Genomic DNA, 25,742 nt, shown 5'->3' with positions numbered 1-25,742 from the left:
ACCTTATTTTTGCATCTTATTATCTGTTAACTGATTTTTTAAATAACATGCGGCTAAAAATTCTTGAATAGTTAAGTGAATAGATTGATAATTACTTCCTTTGCTTTTTAATCATCCTTGTTCTATAACTTCATCTATATCATTAGCTTCAGTTTTATTTTTATATTTTGTTTTTTTCTATATGCCTATTATTAAGCCAGTTTATTACTTCACTATATAAACGACTTATATTCAAATCTTCATTGCTGTTTTTGTGAAACTGATCCCTTATATCTTGATTACTCCAAACCAAACATATTAATGCAGTATTGATAGGCACTTCACATATTTCTTTTATTTGGCTATGAGTATCCAAAAAGTGTTTTAATTGCACTCCTAGCTCTTTATCATACTCAAAATTTTTATGTACATATTGCTCTATTCCCTCACTATCCCAGCCTGTTCTGTATTTTCTACTTTCCGCGCAAACCTGTTACGCATTTCTTCTACAACCGCATTAGGTCTAGAACTCATTATTACGTTTTGATATTCTAATATTTTATCTATTAACTTTTTACATCTCGAGTATTTAGATGTGCTACTTCGTCATACCCGTCAAGTAATAACAACATCTTATCTTTATTTTGGATATCCATTATTTCCTTAACACTTAAGGTACTTTCACTACTGCCTAAACAATAATGGATAAAACAATTAAGCTGACTTTGAGATAAATTATTAATATCAAAATACCCACTATAACCGTCTTGCTAACTTTCATTTAATAATTCTTTTAACTCTAAAAACATAATCAAACTTATCGCTCCATAACTCCCCTTTTCCCCATTTATAAGATATATAATGCATTAACGTGGTTTTACCTATTCCTGCACTACCGAGTAACAGTACTTTACCGACATCTGCTTTTATTCTGTTTACTTGCTCAATGATATTTTTTATTTCTGATTCACTTTTATTAGGTAGATTTCTGCGAAGTATCTCAAACTTATGTTCTTCATTTAGTGACTTAACTATATCAATTTTTTCTTCTTGAACTTGATAATTTTTATTAAACAGCTCTCTTATCTTTCCGTATCTATGGCTTTAAAAATATTCTCTATTTCTATCGATCTCTTTTCTCCGACAACTTTATCGCGTAATGCTGCTTTAGTTGCTTCATCGTCTTCACTAAATAATATCTGTAATTTTACTTAATATTCATCTCAAGACTGAGCTTTTTTTCGTATCTTCTATTAGCTTTGGTAAAGTATCGTGAGAACTATATAAGGTTCTTAACTTGTCAGTTAATGATTTTGAAGTAGAAGGCTTCATATTTTTACTTAATGGTAGAAAGTATATTTTTATTAGAAAACCTAATTAGATTAAAACAATTATAGGTGTGAGTTTAAGAATGTAATTTTATTTAAGCAATTTAAAATTGATTAACCAAAATAATTTATTTTTTATTTATTGCAACTATTAATTATTAATATATAAGACATTATACACTCAACAAAATTAGCACTATGGTTATGAAATAGTAGCCATAGGAATTTTAATAGCCGGTAATAATATATTTGCACAGGATACGAATCCTGCTAAAGAATAAGAACAAAGAAGGATTATTAGAACTAAGCTGTAGAGGGCTTTAGAAACTATAGGGTTTTCAAATGCACTACGTACAATTATATTATACAATCTCATCATGTTGAGGCTTTTTTTTGTATAATATAATTTTACGAAGAAAATAATTTTAATTAGAGGTAGTATTAAAGTGCAATATTATATATAAGTTTGTTGATAAAAAATGATTTATTTATTAATATTTATATTTCCATAAATAATATTAGTTTTATATGCTACTGCTACTTCCTGAAATAACTTTGACTTTAATAGCACTTTTAGGGCAGTTTTTTGCCGTAATAATACCAAATAAAAATAGAATTATTTCTAATATCATTATTTTACTATGCATATTATCAATTTTTCTTACCTTTAAGTACTCAAGTTATGAAGGAGTATGGTACTCATTTGCTACCGGAATAAATATCGGTATTAGTAAAAGCATAGTGCTACTATTCACTATTATCTCCATGATTATATACCGTGATTACTCTATTCTTGTTGCTGAGGAATTAAAGTTTGAATTTATTACTTTAATGTTATTATCGGTTGTAGGTATTTTTGTTGCAATTTCATCACGGAATTTTCTATTATTATTCTGCGGTATGGAGCTTACTGCTTTAACTTCATATGCACTTGCAGGATTCAAATTAAATGATATGAAATCATCGGAAGGTGCTTTAAAATATTTTATCTTAGGTAGTTTAGTTAGTTGTTTATCATTATTCGGTATTTCTTTTATATACGGATTCGGCGGAAGCCTACAATTTGAGGATATCTTATATAAACTAAATGATAATTCCGGAATGAATCTTGGTTTAATAATCGGTATTGTACTATTTTTAAGTAGTATTTTCTTTAAACTCTCAAGTGTTCCACTCCATTTTTGGGTCCCTGACGTATATGAAGGATCACCGATTACTTCGGTTACTTATTTCAACGCTGCCTCAAAAATAGGTATGGTTATTGTTTTATTAAATATCGGCAAATTAATTATAGGTAATTACTACCCTATTAATTATAATTTAATAAAGATAATTGCTATATTATCTATGCTGTTTGGAGCTTTTGGAGCCATTCGTCAAACTTCTCTAAAAAGATTAATGGCTTATAGTACTATTTTAAATATCGGTTATGTATTAATCGGCGTTCTTCTGCATAATCAAGAAGGATATAAAGCAGCTCTACTATATATTCTAATATATGCGGTAGGGAGTATAGGATTTTTTACTTGCTTAATTATACTGCTCGGTAAAGACGTTGATAAAGCTAGTTTTAAAACTATACAAGGAATTGCAGAGTATCATAAAACTATAGCTGCTGTAATTAGCATAGTTATGTTTTCAATGATTGGCATCCCTCCTCTTACAGGATTTTTCGGTAAATATTACCTTTTTTACCAAGCAATTAATCAAGAAGAATTCGCATTAGCTTATTGTGGTATTTTTACCAGTGTAGTTGCCGCGTTTTATTATCTTAAAGTAGTAAAAGCCATGTATTTTTCTAAAAAGATTGAGATAATTAAGCTGCCGATGCAATATGGGCTTTTACTGATTAATTACTTAGTTGTAGGCTTCTTGTTGCTTGGTTCATTTGTTATCGCGTTTTAGCCGGTGTAGACTTTTTATTAACAACACTAGCTGCAGTAGTTTGAGTAGGCTTCATAACCTTTTCTTTTAGATTCTTTATATGTTTTAGATTTTCTTCATCTAATTTTAATAAATCTTGGTCTTTTTGTTTAGCTTTTTTAGCTAGACCTAATTGACTTGGAGTAACACTAACAATATCATCCGTTCCAACTTCTTTCTTAAATTTTTCTAGAGCATCTACATATTCTCTGTTTGCATATATATTTGTCTTTACCAATTTTTGTTTTGGTTCTTTCTTTATTTTATCAGCAGAACCAGCTAAATTTCTTTCATCTTTAATATCTTCATTTAAACTTTTTATTGTCTTTATTAAATGTGTTTTCGCACTATCTCTAATACCAAGTATTTCTAAAATTCTTGCACAATTAGTAGTAATTTTATTTCTTAATTTAAGTTTTTGTCCTCCTTTTTTTCTTTCTTCATAATTAAGAATTTTCGCAAAATAATCAGGATACTCTTTCATTAATGTTTTTAATCCTTGCGCTTTCACTTCGTAATAAGGAAAACTATATTTTTTAGAAATTAAACTATTTACTTTAATTTCTAAGCCGTATTCCTTTAAGGATTCTTGCCTTTTTTTCATTGTATCTATTAAACTAGCCTTAATTTCTTCAGGCGTTATTTCTTTAGATTGTTTATTATTAAATTGCTTTGGCATCGCTTGTTTTGCAAATTCTGCAATTGCTTCATTACTATAATATTTAGTTAATGCATCAAAACTTTTATCAATAGTTTTGCTTAAATCAATTTTAGAAACTGCAAGTAAGCTATCGGCAAAATTAGGATTTTTTGTTCTTAAATTAGAAGGAAATTCTCTAAAATGGTTAGTGGGACCGAATCCAGGCAAATGTTTGGCTCTTGAATGCGGATATATATTATATGTTAAATTATCAAAACTACCAGCAAAATCAATTCTTACTAATTTAGGTAAAGTTTTTGGATTTTTTTGATCTCTGATAACTCCTATATTTCCAACATGTATATCAAAATCGCCGATCAATAAACTTGCCGGCATAATGTTTTCAAAGTTCTGATACTTAATTTCCTTAAAAGCATTTTCTAAGGTTCTAAATAATTTATTTCTAGCCCCCATAAAAAGTGGTCTACCGCCGTCCTTTCTAAACCAAGAACTCGGTTTAGTTTTAGCAGACATATGTTTATCCATGTCCACATACATATCACTACTATAATTCTCAAAAAATTCAGATTTGACATATATTTGCAAATCAACGGCTTTAGATTTATTAAAATCATCAGGAGCAATTAAATTAACCTTTGCTCCATTTCCAGGACTTATAGCTTCAAAAATTTGAGATCCTAAAAACTCAGCTATATTTTTTGAGCTTGAAGCCTCTTTTTTTATCATTGCCGTAATTTTACCGTCTAAGCTTTGATATACTCCACCATGCTCTCCTACCTCATTAGCTCCGCCTCCTTTAGGCTTTAAAAAATTCCAACCTTTAAATACTGATTTCTTATTTTGCATCTTCGCCTCTTTATAATGATTTACATCACATTGATAATTTTGATATAATTATAAAACATATTATTTATTTTATATCAGAAACCGTTTTCTACTTAATTTTATTGTTCTTTAATATTGCAGCTACTTCAAGAGCTGCATAGGTAAATATACCTGTGGCACCGGCACGTTTAAAACTAATTAATGACTCCATCAAAGCTCTCGCCCAATCCATTGCCCCTGCTTCTGCTGCAAATTTTAACATTGCATATTCTCCACTAACCTGATATGCAAAAATTTTAGCATTTAAATTATTTGCCGCTTCACGAATAACATCCAAAAACGGCATACCAGGCTTCACCATTACCATATCGGCTCCCTCTGCTATATCATGCTCAATCTCAAGCATTGCTTCCTTAATATTACGTACATCCATTTGATAGCTTGATTTATCTAAATAATTCTTTTTATTACTCTTAACAGCATCGCGAAACGGACCGTAAAAACTTGAAGCATATTTAGCGGCATAAGCAAGAATTCCAACATTTATAAATCCCTCTTTGTCAAGGTATTCCCTTATAGCCCTGATTCTTCCATCCATCATATCGGAAGGTGCAACAATATCTACTCCAGCTTTTGCTAGCACTAATGCCTGATTACACAAAGCTCTTACTGATCTATCATTATCAACTTCCCCATGATGCACAATACCATCATGACCATGTGTAGTATAAGGATCAAGTGCTACATCGCATATTATACCAATATCGATATTAGCGTTTTTGATGCTTCTAATAGTTCTACATATTAAATTATCTAAATTATAAGCCTCATCGGCATTTTCACTTTTTAGACTTTGATCAATACTCGGAAATAATGCAATAACATTAATACCAAGCTCTGCTGCTTCTTTTGCCGTTTCTACTATTTGATCAATCGATAAACGATATATACCAGGCATAGTTTTAATTTCTTGCCTTTCATTATGTCCTTCAATAACAAATAAAGGCAACACTAAATCACTAACCGATAAATTACTTTCGGATATTAACTCTCTAAGCCAAAAAGCTTTTCTATTTCTTCTAAGTCTAATATGGGGGTACATAAAATTCATATCTCATTTTAGTTAATAACTTGGATTCTAATATATAAAATATATAACCTAACTATCTTATAGTAAAAATATTGCATTACAAAAAGAAATTTTGCTTGCAATTTATTAAAAATTTAAGCAAGCTGTTTAATTATGTAAATAAACATAGGAGCTTAATATGGCACAAGATAATATTCCAAAATCAGTAAAAGATAGAATACAAGAGTGGGAAAAAATCAAAAAATATGTCAAATAACCCACCAAAAAATACAAAACCGGCTGTTCCTCCAAAACCCACTTCTGAGCAAATAAAGGCATGGAACTAGGCACATAAAAAACAGACTGACTTAACTACACATTCCCAAGCACTTAATATATTTGTTGACACCCCATCTCCGCAAGTTGAAACCCAAAAGCCTATTATTTTTTCAACACCGGCTCCGGAACAAACAAAAGTACCGGAAGCAACACCTAAAAAACAATCCAATTTAACCGTAAAAGAGAAAATAGAGCAATTTTTAAAGATCATAATATTGATACTAAAGATGCTTTGATTCCGGAATTTAGCCGATATATAGCATTAAGCGGTTCTATGGCAGGGAAGCGTCTTGATGTTATTATTAAAGCTTATGAACAATCCATTAGGACGGCTAATAAAACAAGTAGGAGTACCTCAAAAAGAGTTTGTTTCTTTTATAGAAGATGATCTAATCAAGAATCATCCACACAAAGATAAATTTGAAAAAATCAATCAACATTATAAATTACCTGAACCACCTACACTATCTGATATAATTGATAATCTGAGAGAATGAGTAAACAATGATGATATAATAGCTCATTTGAAACAAAGTAGAAAACACATTGAATTTAAAGAAAAAGTAAATAATATTATTCAGATTTATGATGATAATAAACATAATCCAGCTGCTATAGCTAAAGTTGAAGCAAAACTGAAAGAGGTAGGTAAATGGTGTGAAAAAACTACAAAAATGGATAATAATCCTATTTGGAAAAATATTGGTAATTTTATAAAATATTCTTTTACTGGAGATAAAGCTAAAGCTGCTTTTTATAAAGATGCTATAAAAATTCTACTCAAAATACTAAAAAAGCTATAGCAGAAATACAAAAATCTCTTACCAATCCTTCTCCTCATTCATCTAATGTTCCACCGTCGAAGAATCAAGGAGAAAGATATAGAAGCTAATAAAAACTTTTAGGATCGATATCTATTTTTAGATGGCAAAAAGAAGGAATTTTTATAAGGCTTAGCCAATATTTTAAATATTTCTGCAAATTAAATTTCTTATCGGCTATAATAAGTATTCGGTAACGATATTTACCAGCGAGTTTTGACATTAATGAGCTTGCCGGTCCTAAAATTTTCACGTTTGCTTTTGGTGCAATTCGGACCATATCCCTAGCAATTTCTAGAATTTTAGCCTCACTGGAACCTGACAAAATTACCGATGCTGTTTTGGAAAATGGCGGCATATCTGCTGATTTTCTTATTTCAAGTTCATTTGCAAAAAAACTATCTTCATCACCGGCTTTAACATAACTAAAAATTGTATTATCAGGATAATAGCTTTGTAAATATACTACACCTTTACTATCTCCTCTACCCGCTCTACCACCTACCTGATGTAGTAGCTGAAAAGTTCGCTCAGATGCTCTAAGATCGGCATTATTGCTTCCAAGATCGGCATCTATTACTCCAACTAAAGTAAGATTCGGAAAGTGATAACCTTTTGTTATTATTTGTGTGCCTATTAAAATATCAATTTCTAAATTTTCCATTTGATGTAGAAGCTGTGCTATTTTTTCCGGGCTTTTAGCATGATCTTTACTTATCACCGCAATTTTACTCTCAGGAAAAAGTGCTTTTGCTTCTTCCTCTATTCTCTCTATACCTGGACCACAGATAGTTAATGTTTCATCCTCTAGACATTCAGGACAAGAACTAAAAATTTTACTTTGATAACCGCAATGGTGACATTCAAGTTTTTGAGTCGCTTTATGTACTACCATCCAAGAAGAGCAGAATTTACAGGTCAATCTGTGACCGCAAGCTTTGCATAGCATGAGCGGAGCATAACCACGCCTATTAAGAAATAATAAGACTTGCTTTTTATTATCTAAATTACCTTTGATAGCTTCTATAAGAAGCTTGGATAAATAGGAATGCTTAGATAGCTTTTCTTTAGTCATGTCGATTATTTCTATATTTGGCAAATCGACATTTTTGTATCTATTAACCAATGTAACCAATTGATATTTACCAATTTCTATATTATGTATTGTTTCAATAGACGGTGTTGCCGAACACAAAACAATTTGTGCTTTATCAAATGTACCTCTTACGATAGCCGTATCCCTAGCATTATATAATATACCGTCATCTTGTTTATAGGAATCGTCATGTTCCTCATCTATAACTATTAAACCGAGATTTTTAAAAGGTAAAAACAAACTACTTCTAGCCCCAATTACTACTTTAACTTTATCGCTTAATATACCTCTTAAAATCATTTTCTTGTGAGCTTTGGTAACGCTTGAGTTCCATATGATAGGCTCAAAACCGAATCGCTCTATAAAACGATTAATAATTTGTGTACTTAAAGCAATTTCAGGCAACATAACAAGCACTTGTTTGCCTTTTGCTAAGTAATCTGCTATTAGATGAAAATATATTTCTGTTTTACCTGATCCCGTAACACCTTTGACAAGTGTTGGCTTATTACTTTCATTTAAAATTGTTACTGCTTGTTTCTGCTCTTCTGACAAATCAGGTAGCACAAAGTTATTATTGACTTTCTGCTCCTTAACTTTAATCGGTTTTTCAGCAATATCTATAGGTAATACTAACTTGGCTATGCTCCCAAGCTCTGACATATAGTAGCTACTCATCCATTTAATTAATGCTAAAACTTCTGAAGTAATATTTAAGTTTAACGGTACTTTCGCTCTAATAGTTTTTATTTTTTTTGCCTCGGAATTTGACACAAGCTCCCATACTATGCCGGTTAATTCCTTATTTCTAAAAGGTACTACAACAAGATCACCTATGTTTAGCTCTAAATCTTCAGGTATTAAATAATCTAGCGGAAATAATTTTGCTACCGGTAATAATATTTTTGCTATTCGCATATATAATGTATTTTATAATTTTTTTATTATTATATACTAAACTGATAAATTATAGAAACCTAGATGAATAAAGAAACAAAAATTGTTATAGCAATTTCTGGAGCTTCAGGAGCAATATACGGTATTCGTTTGCTTGAAGTACTAAAGCAACAAAATATCGAAACTCATTTGGTTATTTCAGAGGGAGCAGTTCTTACTATAAAGCTCGAAACTAAATATTCTATAGATAAAGTTAAGCTACTGGCTAATTATTATTATGACGATAAAGATTTAGGTGCTACTATTTCAAGCGGCTCTTTTAAAACTTCAGGCATGATAATAGCCCCTTGTAGTATGAAGACCTTAGCAAGTATTGCTCACTCAATGGAAGATAATTTAATTAGTAGAGCGGCAGGTGTTGTACTTAAAGACAGAAGGAAACTTATTTTAATGACCCGTGAAACTCCTTTGCATATCGGACATTTAGAAAATATGTTAAAAGTAGCGAGTTACGGTGGCATTATATCGCCGCCCGTGCCGGCTTTTTATAATAACCCTGTAAGTATAGATGATATAGTGAATCATTCTATTACTAGAGTTTTAGATTTTTTCGATATCGAAACTAATTTAATTAAACGCTGGGATAGTTATGAGCAATAAAGTATCAACTTTACTATTAAAACTTGCATTTAAAAAAGCCTGTAATATCATTAATAAATATTTTTCACCGGAAGAAAGTTTAGTAGATAAATTAATCGCTGAACGTAGAAATGAAGCAAAGCATGAATAATGTAAAATGTTTTGTTTTGGGCTTTGTCGTGTGGAGCGATTTTAACGTCATTGCGAGGAAATAACATAAGTAATTGACGAAGCAATCCAGTAAAAATTCTGATTTACAGAATTTTTTTATCACCATGCACTACGGCTGCTTGCAATGACGACTTGGTATCCACGCAACAATACCTCGTGGTAATGACATAAAGGGCTTCTTTTTTCAAACCATATAATAATTTAACAAACAACAATGGCACGTAATAAAATAAATAACGAAACAAATATATTAGCTGATAACGAAGATAATTTACCTATACCAAGGGTTTTACCTTCAAATGTTCAAGCAGAGCAAATGCTACTTGGGGCGATTTTAACCAATAACGAATTACTAAATTACGTATCGGAATTTTTACGTGATGAACATTTTTTTGAACCTATTCATCAAAAAATCTATAAGGCAATTGAGAAAATTACTGAAAAAGGGCTGACAGCTACACCTATTACTTTACGTAGTATGTTAACTCAAGATGAACTATTTCAAAAAGTAGAAGGAGCGGAGTATTTAGCAAAATTGATAACTATCTCAATGATGGTAATAAATCCGGTTGATTATGGTAAAATAATATATGATTTAGCAATAAAGCGTAATTTAATAAATATCGGTGAAGAAGTAGTAAATAATGCCTATAATTCTTCATTAGAAGTTGAAGCAAAGGAACAGATTGAACATGCCGAAGCTAAACTTTACGATTTAGCTAGCGAAGGCTTGAATGAAAAAAGTTTTACCAAAATCGGTATATCTATTTCAGAATCACTAGCTAGTATTAATAGGGCTATGAAAAATAATGATCATATAATCGGTATATCTACCGGTTTGATTGATCTAGATAATAAATTATGCGGCTTTCATAATTCCGATCTTATAATTCTTGCAGGACGTCCGTCTATGGGTAAAACAGCATTTGCTATAAATCTTGCACTTAATGCCTGTAATAATATGCGTCTTAAAAATATTAGAGATAATCAAGAAATTCAGTCAGTAGGTTTTTTCTCTTTAGAAATGTCCTCAGAACAGCTAACCACACGTCTACTTTCAATGTGTGCAGAAATTGATTCTACTTCTCTTCGTACGGGGATTCTAGGTGAAGAAAAATATAACCGTCTTCGCAAGGAAGCAAATACTTTATCGGAATTACAATTTTTTATCGATGATACCCCTGCTCTATCTATTTCCGCTATAAGAACAAGAGCTAGAAGAATGAAACGCAAACATAATCTTGGTATATTATTTATTGATTATTTACAATTAATTAGAGGAGTAAGTAAATCCGAAAATAGAGTTAGCGAGATTTCAGAAATAACCCAAGGTTTAAAAGCAATAGCAAAAGAGTTAAATATTCCGGTTATTGCGTTATCTCAGCTTTCAAGAGCGGTAGAACTACGTGAGGACAAAAAACCTATGCTATCCGATCTTCGAGAATCGGGAACTATAGAACAGGATGCTGATATAGTAATGTTTATTTATCGTGAAGAATATTATTTAACTAGAAAAGAACCGGCAGCAGGCGATGCTAAACATGCCGCATGGCTAGATAAGCTCAACAAAGTATATAATATTGCCGATATAATTGTTGCAAAACATCGTAACGGACCAGTTGGAAATGTTCCGCTTTATTATGATAGTCAATTTTCTAAATTTGGTAATTTGGAGACAAGAACTTTTAACTCTAATTAAATCAGAATTGTTTTACGTCATTATTGCGTGGATACCAAACTCGTCATTGCGAGCGAACGTTAGTGAGCGTGGCAATCTCAGGAATTTTGCCTGAGATTTTGCTTCGTCAGTTACTTCGTACCTTCCTCGCAATGACGATGTTTATCTTTTATTTTTTTCTGTCTATCCTATTGCTTTATCAAGCATCTCATTATAAGGAATGAACTTACCGGGCTTTATTATTATAGTACCGTCACTTGATGTTAAAACTTGTATCTGTTTTCATATTTCTTCCCTACGAATATTTGCCCGTTATTTCTTACATGTTTGATTGTTTCTATATTATTTCCTATTATCATAATATTTATTTTTACAAAATTCCTATTTTTCAATATTACTAGTATATTTATATATAATAAATAACCTTATTATTTAGTTACTATATTAACAAGTTCATAGCCCATTATAAGCATTTCAACAATTACACATATAATAATTAGATATTGTTTTTGTAATTCAAGATAATAAATTATTTATCTTTGCTTTATATAACAGATAAACCAGTAATAAAATTGCAATAATTACGAGAATCATACCAGCAAATCCTAAAATTATAATAAAAGCATTAGGTACTACTACTGCTACAATATAAGCTGGTAATATAGTAACGATAGAAGCAGTCATATTACGCATTACTACATTCGGTATCGAATTCATAAACATAGTTTTAAGGGAATCACATAGCCCTATTCCTACTCCGAGTATTGATATAACGATAGCAAGAGTTGAAATTATCTAAACTAATAATTGTACGAATGGTCATTTTGCTATATTACTTAATTCCTTAAATCTCCGACTTCTACATTACTGGTAATCATTTGTTGATAAAATGTTGGATTATTATGATGTACTACAATAAGAATACTACAAGTCCAAATTATATATACTATTGCAGGAATTAAGCTTCCAAATAAAAACGTCGTCTTTAGCATTTTTGTTACAATAATTAGTTAAGGTATGGAAGATTACTTGGAAACTAAATGAAGTAAAAACTACCGGAGTGACTATACCCCATATAGATATTTCTTTTAGAGGTAATAATAATACACCATGCTCCTATATTAAGTTATACTTGTATTTAAAGCTAATAACTTCTGTAATATTGAAGAGCCTCCGTATATAAACTGCAAGTAAAGCATATGAAAGGAGCTTAAGGCTTACAGTACCGATGATTTGAGCAGTATGTCCTGAAAAATATTTTCCCAATGCCCAAGTGTTAAGCCTTTACCTGCTTGAAGATTAAGCTCTAGGTTAATTAAAGAAGTATAATACATTATAAACCAAATTACAAATATCAATATTATACTAGGTATTATAACCTAATTTTGCTAATACCATGGGTAGTGCTATCATACCGCTACCTATACAAGTACCTGAAATTAACAGGATTGAACCAATAAGTTTTTGCATAATTTAATGAAGTTTAGATTAAAGCAAAGGACTTAATTTTTGTTAAAAAGAAAATCAGCTAAAAAAAGACGATAAGAATTTTAAAGAATAAAAAGTTTTGATAAGTAAAATTAACATTCGTTTAATTTTGTTAAAACATATGTAGCGGTATTAGTATAATTATATTAATAATTTATGTAAAATTATTAATATTGCTTTTTAAGGGTATTTTTATATATTCTTATTAGACCTATTCCCAAACCAACTTATAGAGAGGAATTTAACGGAGACACGGGACACAGCACCACAGCATATATAGAAATACGTGAAGATGCGAGTACCGAATCGACGTATAAATTATCTCTAGAAGCAACGCTTGGGAAGAGGTCTATTGAAAATTACTATATTTAAAAATGCATAGATTAGCTAAAATAATTAGTAATGCAGGAGTTTGTTCTAGGCGTGATGCTGAAAAGCTGATAGTTGAAGGACAGGTAAAAGTAGACGGCATTACAATTTTATCACCGACTACAAATGTTGATATTAGTAATCAAATTGAAGTATCAGGCACATTAATCAATAATATACACAAACCAAGGCTTTGGATTTATTACAAACCTGTTGGTTTAATTACCACTCATAAAGATCCTTTATCTCGTAAAACGGTGTTTGAACAGCTAACCGGTTTACCTCGTGTTATTTCAATAGGTAGGCTGGATTTAAATAGCGAAGGTTTATTATTACTAACTAATAGCGGTGATTTAGCTCATCAGTTTGAGCTCCCCTCAAGTAGGTTAAAGCGAGTATATCATGTTAGGGCGTATGGGAAGTCTGATATTCTACTAAAAAGCAATTATAAAAATTTAGAAATTGACGGGATATTTTATAACCCTCATTCGATAAAATTACTTAAGCAAAATAAGACTAATGGTTGGTTTGAAGTAGTTTTATTTGAAGGAAAAAATCGTGAAATTAGAAGAATATTCGAGTATTGTGGACTAAAAGTTAACAAATTAATTAGGATTCAATATGGTAATTTTACAATAGATAATCTAAAACCCGGAGATTATAAAGAAATAAATAATAAAATACTGGAAAAATAATTAGTAATGTGTTATTATGAACACATTTTAACTAATCATATAGAATACATATGACAAATCTTAATATATATAAATGTGCAGAAAAAGACCTAAACGATTACCTTGGTTATATAAAAGATAACCCTAGTGTCTCGCTAAATGATTTTATCAAAAATAAATATTTCGCTGAAGATAATGATAACATTATCATTACTAGTTTAGAAAATATGGAAATTAACGCAGATTTAGCCAATGCTAACTTCCAAGGTACAATACTAACAGATGCCGTATTTAATAATTGTGACGTAACAAATACCATATTATGTGATTCAGATTTAACAAATGTAAAATTTAATGATTGTACATTTATCGGTACCGACTTTAGAGGAGCAAATCTTCATTATACAGATTTTAATTATAAAGATTATGATAACTATAAAATCCCCAATCTCAAAGATAAAATACGAGATATAAAACTATCTTTTTCAGATCTTGAAAGATTAAATCAATATATAGATAAAGATTTAGAAAAAGAACATATCAAAGAAATAGTTATAGATGAAGCTACGAAGACAAAGAAATATATTTTGGCTGGAGAAGACGAAAAAACTTTATGGGACATCAAATCAAAAGAACTCAAGACTAAGCAAGAAGAGTTAGAAACTCTAAAGCAAAATTTAGATAATTCTGGGATTGCTACCAATCTTTTAAATGCTTTTTGGAATAGTGCAGAAACTATTGCTAGAAACCGACAAAACGAACTAGAAAAAATCAACAAGTTACAGCATGAAGTAAACAAATTAGAAACTGAAGTATATGCTTTAGATAATCTTAGAATGTTCTGCGGTAAGGGTTTAGATGGTATTTTTGAGCAGTTAAAAGACGAAGAAATACAAATAACACTAGACCCATCATATATTATAGGTTCGACTGCCAAAGAACGAGATATACCGAAAGAATATATAAAATTAACTTCTGCCGAATTTGATCTATATTTAGCTGAAGCAGCAAAACAATCCAATACAAAATTATCTCTTACCGAATTTGTGAGAAAGCAAAAAAATCTTTCAGAAGATTTAAATATAGTTCCTGATCTTTCAGCGATTAATTTATCAGGTAAAACTCTTACTAATCTTAACCTGAAGAATACATTATTTGCTTCAGCCAACTTAGAGAATATCAAAATCTCAAATTGTAATTTAGATTTTACTAATTTTGAAGGAGCTAATTTACAAAATGCCGTTTTTCAAAATGTTACGGCTCGTAACGCAGGATTTCTTTTTGCTGATCTTAAAAAGAGCAAAATTGAAAATAGTGATATGTCGAGAGCTTACATGCCTAAAGTAGATTTATCTGAAGTAGAGGTAACAAATAGCAAATTTAATGCGGTTATGATGGTTAATGCCGATGCCGAAAAGTTAATTATTAAAGATTCAGAATGGAAAAATTCTAATCTTACCGGTATATCGCTTGCCTATGCAGATATGCAAAGAGTTCAAATGCAGGGGGTAGTTTTAAATAATGCACTTCTAGATCAAGCAAATATCGTTTCTACTAATCTTGAAAATGTTTTTATGAATAAAACACATGCATTAGAAGCAAAATTTAAAGAGCAATGTAACATGCAAGGCATAACTGCAAGAAATGCCTATTTTAGCGATGCTGAATTTGAAAATATACTATCTTTAAAAGAAGCTGACTTAAGAGAAGCTATAATGCAGCGTGTTAAACTTAAGAACGCTGATTTAACAAAAGCACAGCTTGATAAAGCAAATCTTGAATATGCCGATCTTACAAACGCTACGCTTACTAATGCAACTGCACAATTTGCTAAGTTAAGTAATGCTACTTTAGAAAAAGCAGAAGCCGAGGGATTAAATATTTCGGATGCTATTGCTAAAAATATTAATGCTAAGGAAGCTAACTTTAAAAATGCAATTATGCAGCGTGCCGATCTTAATAAAGCCAATTTCACTAAAGCAGTGTTGGAAAATGCCGATATGCAAGCAGTGGAAGCAGCCGAGGCTATATTTAAAGAAGCAAATCTAAAACAAGCGAATCTAAAAGCAGCAAATCTAGCTGGAATTAATAAAGAAGGAGCAGATTTTGATAAAGCAAAAATCAACGATGCTACAAAGATGCATGATACTAAAGGTGAGGCTAAAGGGAATTTAGATCATCAAGATAAAGACGGTAAAAAAACATCTGTCAATGTTAACGAACATGCTAAATTACAAGATAAAATTCATGCAAGAGAGAAAAGCGGTTGGTTTCTGAAAACCGGAGTAGGACAGCTTTGTACAAAACTTGCTAAAAGTACTACATCAGGAATTAGCCACGTAACAAATTTTTTAGCAAGTAAAAAATTTTTAGTAGGACTTGCCGTAGTAGCCGGTCTTGCAGTAGCAGCTGCACCTTTCGTAGCAATGCCTGTGTTATTGGTCACCGGTACGGCCCTTACTACTAAAGCTGTCATTCTAGGAGCAGGTATTTTGGCCGGAGGGCTAGTCGCTACCGGAACTTATAAACTCACTCAAAAACCTTTACGCAATCTTCAAAAGTCATTTGAAAACTTAACTAGTAGTATAGATAAATATATCTCACCGCCTCCTAAAAATATTGATGAATTAGTAACAGCAAAACAACAAGCAAGACAAAAAGCTGAGACAGAAAAATCTAAAGAAAAGGAAGAAAATTTAAATAATGTAAATAATAATATTGATAAAGCTAAAGAACAAGATCTTTTAAAACAAGCACAAAATAATTTAAACCAAGCAACGCCAAAAGTAGAAATCAAAGACAAGAAAGATAAAACTGTAGAAACACAACAAGCAAAATCTAATACATTCGCAGCAAAATTTAAGCCTAACACTAAAGGCGAAGGATTTGCCACAAAAATAAAAGACGAAAAAAAATCACGCTCAATAAAAGAAGTATATAACTAAATAAGTGTTAAAAATAATATCCGGTAAATATAGAAACCAAATTATACCTACCGCTAAAAATATCAAATATCGACCTTCCACCGGTAAGCTCAAAGAGGCAATATTTAGTATATTAACCTCTGGTGAGTTTACCGGTAATAAATTATTTAACGAAAATACTCACATTCTCGATTTATTTGCCGGTAGCGGTAGCCTTGCTTTTGAGAGCCTATCAAGAGGAGCAGGTTTTGCTACCTTAATTGATATTGATACATCCTCATTAAAAATAGCAGAAGGATTTGCTAAATCTCTAAACATTGAAAATAATGTTAATTTCGTTAATATTAATGCTTTAAATCTACCGAAAGCTACTAGACATCTTTTTAAATCAGCTTATAGAGAGGGATCTAAAGGAGACACGGAACACAGCACCGCAGCGTACACACTAGTACGTGAGGATGCGAGTACCGGATCGATGTCTAAATTACCTCTAGAAGCGAAGTTTGGGAAGATGTCTAATAAATCATTTGATCTGGTCTTTATAGACCCCCCTTATCATAAAAATATAGTGCCTAAAGTAATGAAACTGCTGATAAAAAATAATTGGCTCAAAGACAGTGCTATTATAGTTATTGAGATGGCTAAAACAGATGATTATATTTTAGATGAAAATATTGAAATTATACGTGAAAAACTATATGGTAAGAGTAAGCTGTTGGTTTTGAGCTTTACCGTCATTCCCGCGAAGGCGGGAATCCAGTAAAACATATAAAATAGTATGTAATTTTGTACCTGTATTAAGGTTACTTTTTCTGGATTCCCGCTTTCGTGGGAATGACATAGAACCGCGTAACAAGACATTAAAAAACAAACATGACCAAAAAACATTACATATGTTCTCACTGTGGAAATATTAGTCCTAAATGGTCAGGACAGTGCTTTGATTGCGGTGTATGGGGTAGTATTGTCGAAGAGATAATAAGTACAACTCAAGCAATTGTTAAAGTCGGTAGCAAGCAAGACTTCGATAAGCTTTTAGGGCATGTAACCGAGCAGTTACGCATCCCTACTCCTATAGGTGAATTCAATAGAGTACTAGGCGGCGGTTTAGTGCTTGGTTCTGCTATATTAATAGGAGGAGACCCTGGTATAGGCAAATCTACTTTGTTACTACAGCTAGCAGCAAGTAACTTTGCATCAAAGATGAATTGCTTATATATAACGGGTGAAGAATCGTTAGACCAAATAAAATTAAGGGCCATAAGGCTAAACCTCACTAACTATAATACCGATATTTTAGCAGCTACTAATTTGGAAGATATTATTGTGAGTATAGAAGCTAATAAAAATAATATTGATTTAATAGTGATTGATTCTATTCAAACAATTACCACAAAAGAATTATCATCGCCTCCAGGCACTGTTTCGCAAATTCGTACATGTGCAAATGAGCTTGTTAATTATGCTAAGCAAAACAATATAATAATTTTATTAAGCTGTCACGTCACTAAAGACGGACAACTAGCAGGTCCTAAGATACTTGAACATTTAGTTGATACCGTGCTATATTTTGAGGGAGATCATAATAATCATTTCCGTATTTTACGCTCATATAAAAATCGTTTTGGCGGTGTGGGTGAAATAGGAGTATTTGAGATGAGCGGCAGCGGGCTTATTGAAGTAACAAATCCGTCTGAACTATTTTTAATGCAGCGAGAACAGAACGTTATAGGTACGTCTATTTTTGCAGGAATCGAAGGTTCAAGACCGTTACTTATGGAAGTACAAGCCCTTATAGTACCCTCAAATATGGTAACTCCTAGACGCTCTGCGGTGGGCTGGGATGCTAATAGGTTATCAATGATACTTGCCGTGCTTAGTAGTAGGATAGGACTGAATCTTGCTAATTATGAGGTATATTTAAGCATTGCGGGGGGACTTAAAATTGCCGATCCTGCTTCTGATTTAGCAGTAACAGCGAGCTTAATATCTGCTGCAACCGGCAACCCTGTACCCGAACATAGCGTCTTTTTCGGCGAAATAAGCTTATCGGGTGAAATAAGAAAAACCGCGAAAGCAGAAACAAGAATAAAAGAAGCCGTAAAACTTGGATTTAATAAGATTATCTGCTCTAAATTTGAAAATTTAACGTATGACTTTATATTTTCCGTCTCACATTTAAAGGACCTAAAAGAGATAATGAAATGAGTATAGTGTATGAAATAAGAAATTTGGAAGAAGCACGTAATTTTTTATCTAGTGTAGAAGAACAGTTGATATTAACAAATCATGCCTCTAGCGTAAAATATTACGGTATGCTAGCAATTGATTACATGTTTAAAACTCTAAGTAAAGAATTTCCGGAAAAAGTTTTAGATCTTACCGTAAATGTAGGAGAGGATCACGCTGCTTTATTTACTGCAATCAAACTAGGGTATAAGAATATATCATATACAGGGAATTCTGAGGAAGCTAGGGGGTTGTTGTGCGGATATCAAACCGTCATTGCGAGCGACTGAAAGGAGCACGGCAATCCAGAAAATAATTAAAAAAATGCTAAAAATTAGCATTTTTAACGGGATTGCTTCGTCAATTACTCCGTAATTTTCCTTGCAATGACAAAAATTTAATAATAAAAACCATGAATATCAAAGATATAGGAGTAATAATTGCTAAAAAACCTTTGAAAGAAAATACATTTATTATTACGGTTTTTACTAAAAATCATGGTTTATATTCGGGAGTTGTAAAAGAATTTTCTAAAAAAAGTAAATTTATATATCAAGAAGGGCATATTATAGATTTTCTTTGGCAGGCAAGATTACATGAACATATTGGCATGGCTAAATGTGAACTCATTAAATCTTACACCGGTTATTTTATCACAAATAAAGCTAAATTATATGCCTTTAATTCCGTTATATCTTTAATCAAAGAGTTATTTCATGAAAGAGAAGAACATTCTAAATTTTTTTCATTTCTAATTAACTATTTAGATAATTTATCAAAGAATTTTTGTTTTCGTGATTATATTAATTTTGAGCTAGCTTTACTTGCCGAGACGGGTTATAAGCTTGATCTTACCAAGTGCGGCGTGAGCCATGTTACAACTGATTTAATCTATGTATCACCTAAATCAGCTAGAGCATTATCATATGAAGTAGGAAAACCTTATAAAGATAAATTATTGATGTTACCAAGATTTTTACTTTCAGATAATAGTGAGATTACATTAGAAGAAAAACGGCAAGCTTTAGCTCTAACAAACTATTTTTTTAATAGATATTTATTTCATAATAATAGACAGGTTGAAGCACGCCAAACTTTTATTGAATATACTTTAAATAATTTTTAGAAACTATATTTTTACTTTTATTTTTCTTATTTTATGATTTACTTACTTAAGTCATTACTGAAATAAGTATGTAATATGACTAGACTAAGCATAGATATACCAAACGCATTACATCATTTTCTTAAAGTTCACACTGCACATAAAAATGATACTATTATGAATTTTGTAAGAGAAACGATATATCATAAAATAGCACAGGAAAAAGCATTAAATGCAGAATCAATAAAAATATTAGAAGAATCAGCAAAAGGTTTAAATATTAATAAATATTCTGCGTATAAAGAAATGTATAAAAAGCTTAATTTAATATGATTCTGCAAACCTCTACTATTTTATTCCATGTCATTCCTGCGAAAGCAGGAATCCAGGCTAAAAAAATCTTGATTTTTAAAGATTTTTTTATTATATTACTTTCTTCTTGAGTAAAGCTTTTAAGAAGCTTTACTCAACTGGATTCCCGTTTTCGCAGGAATGACATAAGGGCTTTTCAAAAATTTCCCGGTAACACTATACCGGTACACATAGTGACTTATTCAAATAATAATCTATGAAAATACTAGCATTTGACACAGCCAATAATACTGCATCGGTAGCAATATCCGAAAATGAGAATATCCTTGCATGTATAGAAGAATTACGTCCTTCTATGCAAGCAGAAAATCTAATGCCGATGATAGAAGACGTGATGAAATCAGCTAAATGTTCATATGATGATTTAGATTATTTAGCGGTAACTAACGGACCCGGTAGCTTTACCGGCATTAGAATAGGACTTGCTAGTGCTAAAGGTATATTATTTTCCAAGGAGAATATTAAAGCAGTAGCGGTTAGCAATTTTGAATATGCTTATTTTAGAGCCATAACTCAAGTTAAAGATTATGATAAAATATATGTCTTTTTAAACGCTTATCGCTCACAGCTTTATATGCAAGTTTTTCATAAATCAGGACAAATAGAAGAGCCGTTATTGATAGATTTCGAGTATGCTATAAAACTGCTTACAAATGAGAAAGGGAATATAGTTTGTTGCGGTAGCGGACTTGAATTTATATATCACCAAATTATGCATTTGCCGAATATAATAACCTTGCCACGTTTTACACGAGTTAAAGCTTGGGTTACCTGTAGATATATTGCTAGTAGATTGTCGAGCGATGTAAAATTAAATAGCTCTATCGAGCCACTATACATACGCCCTCCTGATGCTAAAATCGCAATCAATTATGCCATTCCTAGTTAAAAGTAGGAATCCATTTACTGGATTTCTATAATCAACGAAATGACATAAGAGCTTTATTATAAGTATACTACATCATCTTCATAATTAAAGACTCCAAAATTATAAGATAATTTCATAGTAAAATCACTATTAGAGTGTTCTACTTGATTGTCTGATACTTCTATTTCATCTTCATAATCAAAGAATCCGGAATCACGATCAGATACTGCACCTGATTCTTGCTTTACACACTTCTTGTCGTGTATTAAGGCTATTATTTGCTCAACTAATGATTTCGATAAATCATGATTATCCGAGTTAATAATATCAATGATTCTTACTAGACTTTCATCTGAGGCGTGCGAAATTATTGTTGCTAGCTTATCATTTGAAATATGACTCATGATTCTTACTAAATTTTCATTTGGAATAATATCAAAATTTTCTGCAAGTTTTTCTTCTCCTGCTAATATAATTATATTTTCAAGCTGTTCATCAGAAATATCCTCATCTGATAATTTTGTTAGTTCCTGCTCGGTAAGCTTTTCTAAAGAAAGGGTAGTATCCATATATGTATTTAATTTATCTAATGGAATACATTGCATTAATTTTTCAAAATGCTCCGGCAAAATATAATGAACTAATTTTTGTGCTTGTTCATCGGAAATATTATTAATTAATTCTACCAATTTTTTATATGTTATCTTTTCAAAAACTTCATCTAATGCATTTTCAGACGTGTTTAAGATTGCTTCTACTAACTCATTATCAGGAAGAGTTTCTAGTTGATCTAAGAGATTAAATGTTTCTTCAGCGTTATTATTTAAATAAGAATAAACTTTATTACTCACAAAATTAAAACTTTCAGCAACTTTAGAAGAAAGAATACTAGATGTATTTTTTATAAAATTAAAACTCTTTACTCCGAAATTATAAACTGTTTTTAATGATGTAAATGTATTGAAAAAACCTTTACTTTTAGATGTGTTAGTTACTGTTTCACTACCATCAAGCTTATTTAAAAAATCTGTAAATCTGATTTGAGAGATGCCTAGAGTATCTGGCTGACCTTTTATTGCTTCTTGGAAGATGATTTTAGAATTTAAAAAAGGATACTTAGCTTGAGTTTCTACTATTTTTTTATTACATCTTGCACTTTTTTCGTCATACTGCTTAATTGAATTATCTAACGCTGCTAAAAAATCAGTATTTTCTTCTTGGTTAGTAGGAGAAGTTATAAACTCAAATTCATCGTTAGCAAGATAGGAGGCTAACTTTGGAGAGGTATTATTTGGGATTAAATTTTGTAACTTATTAAAAATTAATGCTATGGCCATAATTTTTCCTCATTTCTGATTATAATAATCAACATTACATTATAATAGAAATTATGAGGAGGTCAAGATAAAGGCTAATAATTATTAACTTTTGATTATATTTTACTTAAAATTGATTAATTTATCAAAAAGGGATATTCTACTAAATGTCATGCCCGCGAAAGCAGGGCGTTGTTGCGTGGTTCTAACTTTTCGTCATTGCGAGGAAATTACGAAGTAATTGACAAAGCAATCTTAGGAGTTTGTTATCATTTCATGAGATTGCCATGCAGTCTACAACTACTCGCAATGACGATTTAGTAGTATCCATGCAACAACGCCGCAGTACTTGTATGATAATGTAGCCAATTTTTGAAGTTCAACGAGTATATTATAATTGTCTTTGTTCTTGAATTAGCTCAAAAACTTCAACTGTGTCTCCTTCTCTAATATCTTCGTAATTTTCAAATGCTATACCACACTCATATCCTTCTCTAACTTCTTTAACTTCATCTTTAAAGCGTTTTAAAGTTTTGAGTTTTCCTTCATGAATGACTACATTATCACGTAATAAGCGTACGCCTGCTCCTTTCTTAATAATCCCTTTAGTTACATAGCTACCGGCGATTTTGCCGACTTTGGTAATATTAAATATTTGTCTAATTTCTGCGCTTCCGATATACTGCTCTCTAACGATCGGATCAAGCATACCGCTCATAATGGCTTTTATATCATCAATTAAATGATATATTATACTATAATATCGAATATCGACTTTTTCTTTTTCTGCGGCAGTTAAGGCATTTGCCCCTGCTCTAACGTTAAAGCCGACAATAATAGCCGCAGAAGCATGTGCAAGAGATACATCGGATTCCGTTATCGGACCTACGCCGCTATGAAGTATACGAAGCTTTATCTCATCATTCGGTAATTTTAATAAGCTACCTGAAATAGCTTCAACCGACCCTTGAACATCACCTTTAATAATTAAAGGTAATTCCTTAATTTTACTATTACCGGAAGCTTTTAAAAACAAATCTTCTAAACTTGAACGCGGTGCAATAGATATTTTTTTTTCTTTAGCAAGACGCATTCTATATTCGGCTATATCTTTTGCTTGTTTCTCATTTTGTACTATGTTAAATTTATCGCCGGCAAAAGGCACTTCATTTAACCCCTGAATTTCTACAGGAACAGACGGAGTTGCTTCTACTATTTCTAGTCCCTTATCATTAGTCATCTTTTTAACTTTACCGTAAGCAGTACCAGCTATTATAATATCACTGTTTCTTAAAGTACCTCGCTGCACTAATATAGTGGTTAGCGTTCCTCTTCCTTGTTCAATTTTGGACTCGATTACAACACCGGCAGCTGAACCGAAAGGATTTGCCTTTAAATCCTGCATTTCTGCAATTAATAAAATTGCTTCTTCAAGTTTATCTAAGTTAATTTTCTTTAGTGCCGAGATAGGAATAATCATAACATCACCACCTGCCTCTTCGCCGATAATTTCATGGACATATAATTCGTTCTTTACACGCTCAATATCAATATCAGGCTTATCAATCTTATTAATAGCTACAATTATAGGAACGCCCGCTGCTTTCGCATGATTAATTGCCTCAACCGTTTGCGTTTTGATTCCATCATCTGCTGCGACCACTATAATAACTATATCCGTTACTTTAGCACCTCTGGACCGCATTTCCGAAAAAGCTTCATGCCCCGGAGTATCAATAAAAGTAATTGCTCTACCGTCTGCAAGAGTTACTCTATAAGCCCCAATATGTTGTGTAATTCCACCTAGCTCACCTGCAGCAATATCTGTAGACTTAAGAGCGTCAAGCAATGAGGTTTTACCATGATCGACATGACCCATTACCGTCACAACCGGAGCACGCGTTCTTAAATCCTCAACCTTATCATCACTAATTAAAACATTTTCAACATCTGACTCTTGGACTCTTTTTACCGTATGCCCTAAATTTGTTGCAACTAGTTCTGCCGTATCGGCATCTATTGTTTGGCTAGCATTTGCAAGAATACCGAGTTTCATTAATTCTTTAATTACATCAGCCACTCTTTCAGACATAGCATTTGCAAGATCGCCGACTCCGATAACTTCCGGGATCGTCACTTCTCTATATACTTTCTCAGGTGCTTGTGATACTAATTTACGCTTTTCTTTTTCTCTAGCTCTTTTTATAGAAGCAAGACTTCTAGTTCTACCGCTGCCGCTTTCGTCGTCGCTAAGCATATTGAAAAGATCGGCTTTTTTGAATTTTTTTGGTTCTTCTAGCTTAATTTTTGGTGCTACTATTTTACTATCTGTTGTTTTATCTAATTCTTTCTCTGATTCTATACCGTAACGTGTTCGCTTTCCTACTAAAGGAGACTTTACAAAAGTTTCTTCTTTCTTTTTAGGTATTTGTGACGGTATATCTTCATCATCTTGAACGATTTTAGCACTAACTTCTACTTTATTTTCTTCGGTATTTTGCTGTTTTTGTTCAACTTCTTTATCAATTTCTAGCGGTTCTATTTTTGAGTTAGCAGACTGGTTAATACTTGCAAGTTTGCTTAAAGTGCTTATTTTTGAAGGGTCATTTAATTGAGATTGCTCAGCAGCTTTTTTGAGAATAGATAAACGTCTGTTAAATTCTTCCTTATTAGCATCAATAACAGTTTGATCTAAGCTATTCCTTTCTTTATTTAATGAAAGGGTAGTAGCACTACCGGTAGAGCTTTTTCTAACTTCTACTAGCGTTTTAGATTTAGCATTAACAAAGCTTTGAGCTCCTGTAAGAGAGTCAAAAGACTTATTAAGCGATAATTTTGAATTGCCAAGTGTCAACTTTTTGGGTTTGATTTCCTGGTTATCCGTCATATTTAAAACCTTTGTGTTTCTGTTTTTTCCGTCTACTACTTTATTATATCATTCCTAGCTAAAAGCGGTGTTGCTCGCATGGCT

The 25,742-nt window shown here is 31.7% G+C and carries 25 protein-coding genes; 14 read left to right on the top strand and 11 right to left on the bottom strand.

Annotation, left to right across the window (positions count from 1 at the left end; translation table 11 throughout):
• Positions 1–160: 160 nt before the first annotated feature.
• Both TENJIKU01_RS09155 and TENJIKU01_RS09400 read right to left on the bottom strand, forming a co-directional pair.
• Positions 161–373, bottom strand: a complete 213-nt coding sequence (locus tag TENJIKU01_RS09155; RefSeq protein WP_153019847.1) for an N-acetylglucosamine kinase — start codon at positions 371–373, stop codon at positions 161–163.
• A 383-nt stretch (positions 374–756) separates the two neighbouring features.
• Positions 757–846, bottom strand: a complete 90-nt coding sequence (locus tag TENJIKU01_RS09400; protein WP_231567149.1) for an NTPase — start codon at positions 844–846, stop codon at positions 757–759.
• Between the two features lie 989 nt (positions 847–1,835).
• Here TENJIKU01_RS09400 and nuoN point away from each other — a divergent pair.
• The gene (gene nuoN / locus TENJIKU01_RS01410) at positions 1,836–3,212 is read left to right on the top strand and encodes an NADH-quinone oxidoreductase subunit NuoN (protein ID WP_064428923.1); all 1,377 of its coding nucleotides are present in this window, start codon (positions 1,836–1,838) and stop codon (positions 3,210–3,212) included.
• Here the strand turns inward: nuoN and TENJIKU01_RS01405 are convergent.
• From TENJIKU01_RS01405 to TENJIKU01_RS01395, 3 genes are all read right to left on the bottom strand, one after another.
• On the bottom strand, positions 3,199–4,737 hold the full coding sequence (locus TENJIKU01_RS01405; protein ID WP_064428922.1) for a hypothetical protein: 1,539 nt from the start codon (positions 4,735–4,737) through the stop codon (positions 3,199–3,201). The two genes, nuoN and TENJIKU01_RS01405, sit on opposite strands and share 14 nt — an antisense overlap.
• A gap of 88 nt (positions 4,738–4,825) precedes the next feature.
• Complete coding sequence (hemB, locus tag TENJIKU01_RS01400; RefSeq protein ID WP_064428921.1) at positions 4,826–5,818, bottom strand: porphobilinogen synthase; 993 nt, start codon at positions 5,816–5,818, stop codon at positions 4,826–4,828.
• 310 nt (positions 5,819–6,128) lie between these two features.
• Positions 6,129–6,335 carry a hypothetical protein gene (locus tag TENJIKU01_RS01395; protein WP_064428920.1) on the bottom strand — a complete coding sequence of 69 codons (207 nt, stop codon included), beginning with the start codon at positions 6,333–6,335 and terminating at the stop codon, positions 6,129–6,131.
• 100 nt (positions 6,336–6,435) lie between these two features.
• Here TENJIKU01_RS01395 and TENJIKU01_RS08785 point away from each other — a divergent pair, with 100 nt between their 5' ends.
• A complete protein-coding gene (locus tag TENJIKU01_RS08785) occupies positions 6,436–6,621 on the top strand; it encodes a hypothetical protein (RefSeq protein ID WP_064428919.1) in 186 nt (61 codons plus the stop codon).
• Between the two features lie 27 nt (positions 6,622–6,648).
• On the top strand, positions 6,649–6,927 hold the full coding sequence (locus TENJIKU01_RS01385; protein WP_064428918.1) for a hypothetical protein: 279 nt from the start codon (positions 6,649–6,651) through the stop codon (positions 6,925–6,927).
• Between the two features lie 85 nt (positions 6,928–7,012).
• On the opposite strand, the gene TENJIKU01_RS01380 is transcribed toward TENJIKU01_RS01385, so the two are convergent.
• On the bottom strand, positions 7,013–8,959 hold the full coding sequence (locus TENJIKU01_RS01380; protein WP_064428917.1) for a primosomal protein N': 1,947 nt from the start codon (positions 8,957–8,959) through the stop codon (positions 7,013–7,015).
• A 63-nt stretch (positions 8,960–9,022) separates the two neighbouring features.
• On the opposite strand from TENJIKU01_RS01380, the gene TENJIKU01_RS01375 reads away from it, so the two are divergent.
• The 3 genes from TENJIKU01_RS01375 to TENJIKU01_RS01370 all read left to right on the top strand — a co-directional run bounded on the left by TENJIKU01_RS01375 (position 9,023) and on the right by TENJIKU01_RS01370 (position 11,447).
• Positions 9,023–9,598 (top strand): UbiX family flavin prenyltransferase, encoded by a 576-nt coding sequence (locus tag TENJIKU01_RS01375; protein WP_064428916.1) that lies wholly within the window; start codon positions 9,023–9,025, stop codon positions 9,596–9,598.
• Positions 9,588–9,728, top strand: coding sequence for a hypothetical protein (locus TENJIKU01_RS08780; protein ID WP_172795007.1), 141 nt, complete (start codon positions 9,588–9,590; stop codon positions 9,726–9,728). Before TENJIKU01_RS01375 ends, TENJIKU01_RS08780 begins: the two co-directional genes overlap by 11 nt.
• 234 nt (positions 9,729–9,962) lie before the next feature.
• Positions 9,963–11,447: a replicative DNA helicase gene (locus TENJIKU01_RS01370; RefSeq protein WP_064428915.1), complete on the top strand. Its 1,485-nt coding sequence runs from the start codon at positions 9,963–9,965 to the stop codon at positions 11,445–11,447.
• 495 nt (positions 11,448–11,942) lie between these two features.
• Here TENJIKU01_RS01370 and TENJIKU01_RS09395 read toward each other — a convergent pair whose 3' ends face one another.
• From TENJIKU01_RS09395 to TENJIKU01_RS09385, 3 genes are all read right to left on the bottom strand, one after another.
• A complete protein-coding gene (locus TENJIKU01_RS09395) occupies positions 11,943–12,176 on the bottom strand; it encodes an aromatic amino acid transport family protein (RefSeq protein WP_082894447.1) in 234 nt (77 codons plus the stop codon).
• A 467-nt stretch (positions 12,177–12,643) separates the two neighbouring features.
• The gene (locus TENJIKU01_RS09390; RefSeq protein WP_227779811.1) at positions 12,644–12,784 is read right to left on the bottom strand and encodes a hypothetical protein; all 141 of its coding nucleotides are present in this window, start codon (positions 12,782–12,784) and stop codon (positions 12,644–12,646) included.
• Positions 12,785–12,791: 7 nt separating this feature from the next.
• On the bottom strand, positions 12,792–12,896 hold the full coding sequence (locus TENJIKU01_RS09385) for an aromatic amino acid transport family protein (RefSeq protein ID WP_012150982.1): 105 nt from the start codon (positions 12,894–12,896) through the stop codon (positions 12,792–12,794).
• A 392-nt stretch (positions 12,897–13,288) separates the two neighbouring features.
• Between TENJIKU01_RS09385 and TENJIKU01_RS01355 the strand changes: the two genes are divergently transcribed.
• From TENJIKU01_RS01355 to tsaB, 8 genes are all read left to right on the top strand, one after another.
• Positions 13,289–13,978 carry a pseudouridine synthase gene (locus TENJIKU01_RS01355; protein ID WP_064428913.1) on the top strand — a complete coding sequence of 230 codons (690 nt, stop codon included), beginning with the start codon at positions 13,289–13,291 and terminating at the stop codon, positions 13,976–13,978.
• Positions 13,979–14,028: 50 nt separating this feature from the next.
• The gene (locus tag TENJIKU01_RS01350) at positions 14,029–16,902 is read left to right on the top strand and encodes a pentapeptide repeat-containing protein (RefSeq protein WP_064428912.1); all 2,874 of its coding nucleotides are present in this window, start codon (positions 14,029–14,031) and stop codon (positions 16,900–16,902) included.
• A gap of 4 nt (positions 16,903–16,906) precedes the next feature.
• A complete protein-coding gene (locus TENJIKU01_RS01345; protein WP_064428911.1) occupies positions 16,907–17,644 on the top strand; it encodes an RsmD family RNA methyltransferase in 738 nt (245 codons plus the stop codon).
• Between the two features lie 110 nt (positions 17,645–17,754).
• Positions 17,755–19,089 (top strand): DNA repair protein RadA, encoded by a 1,335-nt coding sequence (gene radA / locus TENJIKU01_RS01340; protein WP_064428910.1) that lies wholly within the window; start codon positions 17,755–17,757, stop codon positions 19,087–19,089.
• Entirely contained in the window at positions 19,086–19,400 is a 315-nt protein-coding gene (locus tag TENJIKU01_RS01335) for a hypothetical protein (protein WP_064428909.1), read from the top strand. The genes radA and TENJIKU01_RS01335 overlap by 4 nt, the downstream gene beginning before the upstream one ends.
• 122 nt (positions 19,401–19,522) lie before the next feature.
• On the top strand, positions 19,523–20,236 hold the full coding sequence (gene recO / locus TENJIKU01_RS01330; RefSeq protein ID WP_064428908.1) for a DNA repair protein RecO: 714 nt from the start codon (positions 19,523–19,525) through the stop codon (positions 20,234–20,236).
• A gap of 75 nt (positions 20,237–20,311) precedes the next feature.
• Positions 20,312–20,548: a hypothetical protein gene (locus TENJIKU01_RS01325; RefSeq protein WP_064428907.1), complete on the top strand. Its 237-nt coding sequence runs from the start codon at positions 20,312–20,314 to the stop codon at positions 20,546–20,548.
• Positions 20,549–20,783: 235 nt separating this feature from the next.
• A complete protein-coding gene (gene tsaB, locus TENJIKU01_RS01320; protein WP_064428906.1) occupies positions 20,784–21,476 on the top strand; it encodes a tRNA (adenosine(37)-N6)-threonylcarbamoyltransferase complex dimerization subunit type 1 TsaB in 693 nt (230 codons plus the stop codon).
• 56 nt (positions 21,477–21,532) lie between these two features.
• Here the strand turns inward: tsaB and TENJIKU01_RS01315 are convergent, their stop codons facing one another.
• Positions 21,533–22,792: a hypothetical protein gene (locus TENJIKU01_RS01315; RefSeq protein WP_064428905.1), complete on the bottom strand. Its 1,260-nt coding sequence runs from the start codon at positions 22,790–22,792 to the stop codon at positions 21,533–21,535.
• 370 nt (positions 22,793–23,162) lie between these two features.
• Positions 23,163–25,658: a translation initiation factor IF-2 gene (gene infB / locus TENJIKU01_RS01310; protein ID WP_064428904.1), complete on the bottom strand. Its 2,496-nt coding sequence runs from the start codon at positions 25,656–25,658 to the stop codon at positions 23,163–23,165.
• Positions 25,659–25,742: the final 84 nt, after the last annotated feature.

Source organism: Rickettsia sp. Tenjiku01 (assembly GCF_001653015.1).
Taxonomy (GTDB): domain Bacteria; phylum Pseudomonadota; class Alphaproteobacteria; order Rickettsiales; family Rickettsiaceae; genus Rickettsia; species Rickettsia rickettsii.
Note: the sequence above shows the minus strand (reverse complement) of the source record. Positions and strands in the feature narration are given on the sequence as shown.